General features: G+C 36.6%; 3 protein-coding genes. 1 reads left to right on the top strand and 2 read right to left on the bottom strand.

The genetic code is table 11. The features are described 5' to 3' along the window. Positions 1–22: 22 nt before the first annotated feature. On the bottom strand, positions 23–202 hold the full coding sequence (locus I6F53_RS19985; protein WP_197240918.1) for a hypothetical protein: 180 nt from the start codon (positions 200–202) through the stop codon (positions 23–25). 483 nt (positions 203–685) lie between these two features. On the opposite strand from I6F53_RS19985, the gene I6F53_RS19980 reads away from it, so the two are divergent. Next, the gene (locus tag I6F53_RS19980; protein WP_197240917.1) at positions 686–1810 is read left to right on the top strand and encodes an ISAs1 family transposase; all 1125 of its coding nucleotides are present in this window, start codon (positions 686–688) and stop codon (positions 1808–1810) included. Here I6F53_RS19980 and I6F53_RS19975 read toward each other — a convergent pair. Beyond that, positions 1804–2163, bottom strand: coding sequence for a hypothetical protein (locus I6F53_RS19975; RefSeq protein ID WP_197240916.1), 360 nt, complete (start codon positions 2161–2163; stop codon positions 1804–1806). The two genes, I6F53_RS19980 and I6F53_RS19975, sit on opposite strands and share 7 nt — an antisense overlap. Between the last annotated feature and the right edge of the window lie 130 nt (positions 2164–2293).

Genomic DNA, 2293 nt, shown 5'->3' with positions numbered 1-2293 from the left:
TTAAACCCTGAACAAGAAATCGTCAAAGCGGAGAGTGCATAACGTAGTGATCGCGACAACTAGTTTGACAAACACCGGTACCGACAAATTCTGAAGTACTTTTAGTGATATATAAACCACCAATAACCATCAAAATACCGAGTACAAAATATAAATATCCAACACCAAGACTCTCATTCATCTTGCGTACGACACTGAACATATCTGAGTTACCTAACGAGCCTGTAGATTAACTCGTTTTTTATTTGTTTTTATTGATAAACAAACCATAGCTGAGTTCCTATTTTGGTTCAATCTTTTACTGTATTTCACGTGGAATATAAAAAAGGGTTAGCTGTTGTTTTAATTGGCGTTTTGGAAGGTATTACGGGAAAGTTTAGTGTGGTTGGCTTTTTACTCTTTCTTTCATTGTAGTTCAGCTTTTTGCGTGATTCATTTTTATAAAACTCACTTAACCCGCTGCTTTAATTTATTATTTATGTAAAAGTTAGAATGAATTTCATCCTAACTCTTTAGCTTTTGTTCAACTCTATTCTTGAAACGTAAAATACAATACCAGCAACAAGACCTACCATAGAAAATAAAAACAATTGTAAAAAGCTATATCCATAACAGGGCAAGATCATGAACTTTCCATTTTGAGCCAAGTGTGATCAAATAGGCTTCTAATTCATAGGAGTCTCAAATGTTATCTGCCTTTAATGAACATTTTTCACCAATCCCTGATCATCGCCAACAATCAAAAGTAGAGCATAAGCTTCACGATATCCTTCTAACACTCGTTGTTGGCGTTATCTGTGGCGCCGATGGCTGGGAGTCAATTGAAGAAGTGGCGCATAATAAGATTGAGTTGTTAAAAAAGTATGGCTCGTTTGAAAATGGCATTCCTGTTCATGACACCATTGCACGAGTAGTCTCTTCGTTAGAGCCCCAAACGATACAAAGTTGCTTCATTAACTGGATGAAATCAGCACAGGAAGAAACACACGGCGAAGTTATTGCTATCGACGGAAAAAAAGTTCGCGGCTCTTATGATAAGAAATCAAAGAAAAGTGCAATCCACATGGTTAGCGCATTTGCAGCGAACAATGGTGTTGTATTAGGGCAAGTTAAAACCGCAGAAAAATCAAATGAGATAACCGCAATTCCCGCATTTCTTGATTTACTAGATATTAAAGGCAGCATCATCACGATCGATGCGATGGGATGTCAAAAAGCGATTACTAAAAAAATACGTCACAAAGAAGCCGATTATGTTATTGCAGTTAAAGGTAACCAAGGACATTTACACCAGTCCATTAAGGATTTTTTTGAGATTTGTCAAAGCGACAAATTTAAAAATGTAGAGCATGCTTATCACGAAGAAGTTGATAGTGGGCACGGCAGAATTGAGGTTCGTCGGTATTGGATAACAGATGTTCTGACAAGCATTAATGATTTAACTTCGCAATGGGATGGATTGGTAAGTGTGGGGATGGCTGAATCAGAGCGACATGTAGATGGAAAAATAAGTAAAGAAATCCGTTATTTCATCTGCTCTATAGAAGCTGACGCAAAAACATTCGGGAACGCGGTTAGAAAGCATTGGAGCATTGATAATCAGCTACACTGGGTACTTGATGTCAGTTTTAATGAAGACTTGAGTCGTGTTAGGCGTTCAAACGCAGCTGAAAACATGTCCGTAATTAGGCACCTTATTCTCAATTTATTGAAACTTGAAAAAAGCTGTAAAAAAGGTCTGAAAGCTAAGCGTTTCAAAGCTGCACTCGATACTGATTATGCAGATAAAGTTTTACAGCTTATTTATTGAGCATACGTAATCTTACCCTGATATCCATAACCTATTAACGCAATTGAACCATTTTCGACCAATACCTTACCATTAATAATTGAGCTATCTAAACCTGAAGGGAAAACAAAAAAGAAAGAAACTAAGCAAGTAGATATAACTGAAGATTTGAGCACTGTATTTAGCGAATAACCACAGCTTTTAGTGATAAATTTATAAATGGGAAATGCTGTTACTGGAACCAAAATTAGAACAACTATTAACGTCCAAATAAATATACCAAAAGGAATAATAGTAAATTTCATTTCAATTGCCATTGGCGCTAAAAATGCAACAACTAAAGAGGCTAAAATAAAGCTAAATATTGTTCTCAACTCGAAACCTTCTTAGAAAGCTAACGCCTGCCATAACCGATTTGTGACGCTCTCGGTGTTTGTCAAACTAGTTGTCGCGATCACTACGTTATGCACTCTCCGCTTTGACGATTTCTTGTTCAGGGTTTAA

This window comes from Pseudoalteromonas sp. SWN29, assembly GCF_015864465.1.
GTDB lineage: Bacteria > Pseudomonadota > Gammaproteobacteria > Enterobacterales > Alteromonadaceae > Pseudoalteromonas.
Note: the sequence above shows the minus strand (reverse complement) of the source record. Positions and strands in the feature narration are given on the sequence as shown.

Coding starts and splice junctions, on each gene's coding strand:
- I6F53_RS19985 (WP_197240918.1), bottom strand. CDS start 202: ATGTTCAGTGTCGTACGCAAGATGAATGAGAGTCTTGGTGTTGGATAT.
- I6F53_RS19980 (WP_197240917.1), top strand. CDS start 686: ATGTTATCTGCCTTTAATGAACATTTTTCACCAATCCCTGATCATCGC.